Origin of the sequence: Phenylobacterium sp., from assembly GCF_016793285.1 — a bacterium.
Taxonomy (GTDB): Bacteria; Pseudomonadota; Alphaproteobacteria; order Caulobacterales; family Caulobacteraceae; genus Phenylobacterium.
Map to the genome: position 1 here is coordinate 1 of NZ_JAEUMO010000162.1, position 5,573 is coordinate 5,573.

Below are 5,573 nucleotides of genomic sequence, written 5' to 3' on the forward strand. Positions count from 1 at the left end.
TCGCCCGCATGACCGCCGCCTACATCGACTACGTGATCGAGAACGCCGCCGAGCTGGTCTTCATGGGGCAGATGGCCAATTCGCCCTACCTGACCGCCGAGACCCGCGAGCAGGCGGCGATCAGCCTGCGCCCGCTGGCGACGCTGCTGGAGCGCGGCAAGGCCGAGCACCTGCTGAAGGACATCGACACCGGCTGGATGACCGCCTTCCTCTACGAGACGGTGAAGTCGATGGCGCCGCTGGGCCGCGACCTGCCCCCCGAGCGCTACCGCGCGTTCCAGGACACCGTCGCAACCCTCTGCTGGGATGCGCTGAAGGCCTAGTTCATTTCTCCTGCTCCGAAACCGAATTGAAATTCAGAAAAGAGGACGACGCCCCAATGACCAAGACCATCTTCATCACCGGCGCCTCCACCGGCCTCGGACGCGCCACGGCGCTGCTCTTCGCCGCGAAGGGCTGGAAGGTCTTCGCCACCATGCGCAACCCGGCGAACGAAGCCAAACTTGCCGAGACGCCCGGGATCACGCTCCTGGCGCTCGACGTCACCAGGCCGGACCAGATCGCCGCCGCCGCGAAGGCCGCGCTGGCCGAGGGCCCGGTCGACGTGCTCTTCAACAACGCCGGCTACGGCCTGGCCGGCCCGTTCGAGGGCGCGACGGACGAGCAGCTCACCGCAGAGCTCGACACCAACCTGCTGGGCGTGATGCGCGTCACTCAGGCGTTCCTGCCGGCCATGCGCGCGGCGAAGTCGGGCGCGATCCTGACCACCACCTCGATCGGCGGCCTCGTCACCTTCCCGTTCAACTCCGTCTACCACGCCACCAAGTGGGGCCTGGAAGGCTGGAGCGAGAGCCTGGCGTTCGAGCTGGAGCCGTTCGGCATCCGGGTGAAGACCGTGGCCCCCGGCGGCATCGCCACCGACTTCGCCGGCCGCTCGCTGGTGATGACCCAGCACCCCGCCTACGCCGAGGACATGGGCAAGGTGTTCGCCGCCTTCATGGACCCCGAGCGCCGCGCGGGCGGCTCGACGGCCGAACAGATCGCCGAGGTGGTCTGGGACGCCGCCAACGACACCAGCGACCGCGTCACCTTCGTCGCCGGCGCCGACGCCAGGACCAACTATGCGCAACGCCTCGCGGTCGGCATCGACGCCTTCCGGGCGGGGATCCGCCAGGCGTTCCTGGGCCGCTAGCTCCGCGAGGCGACGCACGCGAAGATGGGGCCATGCTGCGGCCCCTGGCGCTCCTGCTTCCGGCGCTGATTCCCTCCTGGCGGTTCTTCGACGTCATCGCGCCGTCGCCGCGCATCGAGTACGCACTCCTGCCGTCGGCGGACGCGAGCGCCGACTGGCGGGAGTTCCGGCCGCGGCCGCAGCGCGTGTCGGTCGCGACCATGGCCGGCCGCCTGGCCTGGAACCCCCGCTGGAACGAGACCCTGTTCCTCGTGAGCTGCGCCGAGCGGCTGGTCGACGCGCCGAGCGCGCACAGCGAGAACGAGATCTTCCGCCGCGTGGCCGCCGGCCTCGGGCCCGGCGTCCACGAGCCCTGGCTCGCCTTGCGCCTCCTCTTCGTGGCCCGCGACGGCGAGGCGTTGGTGCGCGAGGTCCTGTTCGAGGCGTCGCCCCGGCGGCTGTCGGACCTGCGATGACCCTGGAGACCGCGACCCGCCTCACCGAGGTGCTGCTGGCGCTCGCCTTGCTGCAACAGGGCCTCGAGCACCTGCGCGGGCCGGCCGACGAGCGCGTCCTGTTCGGCGCGCGCAGCGTCCTCTGCCTCCTGCTCATCGCCGGCGTCGCCCAGCCCTGGCCGCTGGTGGGCCTGGCCGCGCTCTCGCTGGCGATCCTCTGGCGCTTCCAGGGGCCCTACAACGGCGGCAGCGACCGCATGGGCCTGCTGGCGCTCTGGTGCCTCACGCTCGCGGCGCTCATGCCGACCCGGCCGTGGCGGGAGGTGATGTTCGGCTACCTCGGCGCCCAGCTCGTGCTGTCGTACCTGATCTCCGGCTGGGTGAAGGTGGTGAACCCCGACTGGCGCTCCGGCCGCGCGCTCCGCGACGTCTTCCAGTTCTCCGCCTACCCGGTCAGCGAGGACCTGCGCCGCTGGGCCGAGCGGCCGCGCGTGCTGCTCGCCATGTCCTGGGCGGTGATCGCCTTCGAGCTCGCCTTCCCGCTCAGCCTGCTGTCACGCGAGACGCTGATCGCCGGCCTCGTCGTCGCCGCCACCTTCCATCTCGCCAACGCCTGCCTGTTCGGCCTCAACCGCTTCTTCTGGACCTGGCTCGCGGTCTATCCGGCGATCCTCTGGCTGCAGGACCGGCTGTTCTGAGTTCGACGCCCCTGCCGCTCGTCCCCCGGGGGTGAGCGGGTTTCACCAGCTATCGATCCAGCGCAGCTTCTTGCCCTCGCGCACGGGCTTCGGCGGCAGGCTCTTCAGGCCGCCCAGGATCCAGCGGCGCGTGTCGGCCGGGTCGATGACGTCGTCCAGCGCCGGCGAGGTCGCCTGGCTCAGCGCCTTGCCGCGGGCGTAGGCGGCGGCGACCATCTCGTCGAACTTCGCCTTGCGCTCGACCGGGTCCTCGATGGCCGCGAGCTCGTTGCGGTAGCCCAGCTTCACCGAGCCCTCGAGCCCCATGCCGCCGAACTCGCCGGTGGGCCAGCTCACGCAGAACATCGCGCCCTGATAGCTGCCGCCGGTCATGGCGATGGCGCCCAGGCCGTAGCTCTTGCGCAGGATGATCGACAGGATCGGCACCGTCAGGTTGGCCCCGATCACGAACAGCCGCGAGCAGTGGCGGATCAGGCCCGTCTTCTCGGCTTCGGGCCCCACCATGTTGCCGGGCGTGTCCGACAGCGACACCACGGGGATGTCGAACGCCTCGCACAGTTGCAGGAACCGCGCGGCCTTGTCGGACGCGTCCGAGTCGATCGCGCCGCCCAGGTGCATCGGGTTGTTGGCGAAGATGCCGACGGGACGCCCTTCGATCCGCCCGAACGCCGTCACCATGGCGAGGCCGAACCTGGGCCTGAGCTCCAGCACCGAGTCCTTGTCGCAGATCAGCTCGATCACCTTGCGGATGTCGTAGACGCGCAGGCGGTTCTCCGGGATCGCGCGGCGCAGCAGGCGCTGGTCGGCGCAGGACCAGTCGGCGACCGGACCCTGGAAGTAGCCGAGGTACTTCTTGGCCGTGAAGACGGCCTCCTCCTCGTCCTCCACCAGGACGTCGATGGTGCCGTTGGCCTGCATCACCTTGATCGGGCCGATCTCCTCGGGCCGGAAGACGCCCAGGCCGCCGCCCTCCACCATCGCCGGGCCGCCCATGCCGAGCGCCGAGTCCCTGGTGGCGATGATCACGTCGCAGCAGCCGAGGATGGCGGCATTGCCGGCGAAGCACCGGCCGGAATTCACGCCCACCAGCGGCACCGCGCCCGAGAGCCGGCCCCAGAACTCGAAGCCGCGGGTGAAGCCGCCGCCCTCGGTGTCGCCCGGCCGCCCGCCGCCGCCCTCGGTGAAGAACACGATCGGCAGCTTCCACCGCTCGGCCAGCTCGGCCATGCGATCGAGCTTCCAGTGGTTGTTGCCGCCCTGGGTGCCGGCCAGCACGGTGTAGTCGTAGCTCATCACCGCGCAGCGCGACTTCTCTTCCCCGAAGAGGTCGCCGTTCACGGAGGCGAGGCCCATCAGCATGCCGTCGGCCGGGGTGGTGTCGATCAGCTCCTGCAGCGTGTTGCGCCGCCGGCGCGCCGCGACGACCAGCGGGCCGTACTCCACGAAGCTGCCCGGATCGACGAGCTGTTCGATGTTCTCCCGCGGCGTGCGCTGCCGGGTCTTGCGGCGACGGGCCACGGCGTCCGGCCGCGCCGCGTCCAGCGTCTTCTCGTGGCGCGCGATCACCTCGGCGAGATCGGGGCGGATGACGTCGAGGTCGACGGCCTCTTCCTCGACCGCGCCGGCGCCGGCGTCGTCGCTCTGCTCGATGAAGGCCAGGGGGTGGCCCTCGTAGACCGTGTCGCCGGCCGCGACGTTGACCAGCCGCACCACGCCCGGGGCGTCGGCCGCGATCACGTGCTCCATCTTCATGGATTCCATGATCATCAGCGCCTGCCCGGCGCGCACCGTCTCGCCGGCCGCCACCGAGACGCTGACCAGCGTGCCTTGCAGCGGCGCGCGGAGCGGCTTCGTGCCCTCGGGGCCCTCGGCCTCCTCCTCGACCTCGGCGGCGTCGGCCGCTTCCCTGCCCAGCGCCAGCACCGCCAGGGGATCGCTGGTGTCGACCTGGTAGCCGGCGCGCTTCGGCCCGCCCGCACCCCGCGCGGCGGCGTCGAAGTAGAGGCGCGGATGCGCCTCCGGCTCGCCGGCCAGCTCGCCCATGTGCTCTTCGATGAAGCGCGTGTGGACCTCGCCCGCCGCCACGGACGGATGGGCCAGCAGGTTCTGCAGGAAGGCGATGTTGGTGGGCGAGCCCTCGATCCGGAACTCGCTCAGCGCCCGGTAGGCCTTGGCGACGGCGCGGCTGAGGCCGCCCGCGCCCGCATGCACGATCAGCTTGGCGAGGAGGCTGTCGAACCGTGCGCTGGTGCGGTAGCCCGCATAGCCGAACCCGTCGACCCGCACCCCCGGCCCCGAGGGCGGCTCGAACACGCCCAGCGTCCCGCCGGCCGGCCGGGCCGAGCCGTCGGCGGCCATGGTCTCGAGGTTCACCCGCGCCTGGACGGCGTGGCCCCGCGGTTCCGGCACGCGGTCCTGGGTGAGCGACAGGTCGGCCAACGACCTCCCCGCGGCGATCTGCAACTGCAGCCGCACGAGATCGAGGCCCGTCACCTCCTCGGTGACCGTATGCTCCACCTGCAGGCGCGCGTTGCCCTCGATGAAGACGATCTCGTCGGCCCCACCCTTCGCGTCGACCACCAGGAACTCCATGGTCCCCAGGCTACGGTAGCCGGCCGCCTGGCCCAGGGCCACGCCGTAGCCGAACAGCCGCTCGCGCACGCTGTCGGCCAGCATGTCGGCCGGGGCGATCTCGATCACCTTCTGCCGCTGGCGTTGCAGCGAGCATTCGCGGTCCCAGAGGTGGACCACGCTCTCGCCGTCGCCGACCACCTGCACCTCCAGGTGCCGCGCGTGCGGCAGGAAGCGCTCGACGTAGAGGTCGCCGTTGCCGAACGCGGCCCTGGCCTCGGACGCGCAGCGCTCGAACGCCGCCGCCAGCTCGCCGGCCTCGGTCACCGGCCGCATGCCGCGGCCGCCGCCGCCGGCCACGGCCTTGACCATGACCGGCCCGTGCTCGGCGAAGAACGCCTGCGCCTGTTCCAGCGAAACCACGCCGTCGCTGCCTTGCAGGACCGGCACGCCGCACTGCCGCGCCAGCGCGCGGGCGCGGGCCTTGTCGCCGAACAGCTCCAGCGTCTCGGGCGTCGGGCCGACGAACGTCAGCCCCGCCTCGGCGCAGGCCCGCGCGAACGCGGCGTTCTCGGAGAGGAAGCCGTAGCCCGGGTGTACCGCGTCGGCGCCGGCGTCCTTCGCGGCGGCGACCACCTGTTCGATGTCGAGGTAGGCCGCCGGCCCCGAGCCCTTCAG

5 protein-coding genes are annotated in these 5,573 nt (G+C 71.6%); 4 read left to right on the forward strand and 1 reads right to left on the reverse strand.

Translation table 11 applies throughout. From position 1 onward, the window contains the following. From JNL41_RS14715 to JNL41_RS14730, 4 genes are all read left to right on the forward strand, one after another. Nucleotides 1-323, forward strand: a 323-nt coding sequence (locus JNL41_RS14715; protein WP_293476172.1) for a hypothetical protein, incomplete at its 5' end; no start/stop codon positions are given. Between the two features lie 56 nt (nt 324-379). Beyond that, nucleotides 380-1,192, forward strand: coding sequence for an SDR family oxidoreductase (locus JNL41_RS14720; protein ID WP_293476174.1), 813 nt, complete (start codon nt 380-382; stop codon nt 1,190-1,192). A 32-nt stretch (nt 1,193-1,224) separates the two neighbouring features. Beyond that, nucleotides 1,225-1,647, forward strand: a complete 423-nt coding sequence (locus tag JNL41_RS14725) for a hypothetical protein (protein ID WP_293476176.1) — start codon at nt 1,225-1,227, stop codon at nt 1,645-1,647. Further along, the gene (locus JNL41_RS14730) at nt 1,644-2,324 is read left to right on the forward strand and encodes an HTTM domain-containing protein (protein WP_293476177.1); all 681 of its coding nucleotides are present in this window, start codon (nt 1,644-1,646) and stop codon (nt 2,322-2,324) included. The genes JNL41_RS14725 and JNL41_RS14730 overlap by 4 nt, the downstream gene beginning before the upstream one ends. Before the next feature lie 42 nt (nt 2,325-2,366). Here JNL41_RS14730 and JNL41_RS14735 read toward each other — a convergent pair. Then, the coding region (locus JNL41_RS14735) for a carboxyl transferase domain-containing protein (protein ID WP_293476179.1) at nt 2,367-5,573 on the reverse strand (3,207 nt) is incomplete at its 5' end.

What these genes read in the sequence shown, in the direction of transcription:
- JNL41_RS14725 (WP_293476176.1), top strand. Translation starts at nt 1,225, where the DNA reads ATGCTGCGGCCCCTGGCGCTCCTGCTTCCGGCGCTGATTCCCTCCTGG.
- JNL41_RS14720 (WP_293476174.1), top strand. Translation starts at nt 380, where the DNA reads ATGACCAAGACCATCTTCATCACCGGCGCCTCCACCGGCCTCGGACGC.
- JNL41_RS14730 (WP_293476177.1), top strand. Translation starts at nt 1,644, where the DNA reads ATGACCCTGGAGACCGCGACCCGCCTCACCGAGGTGCTGCTGGCGCTC.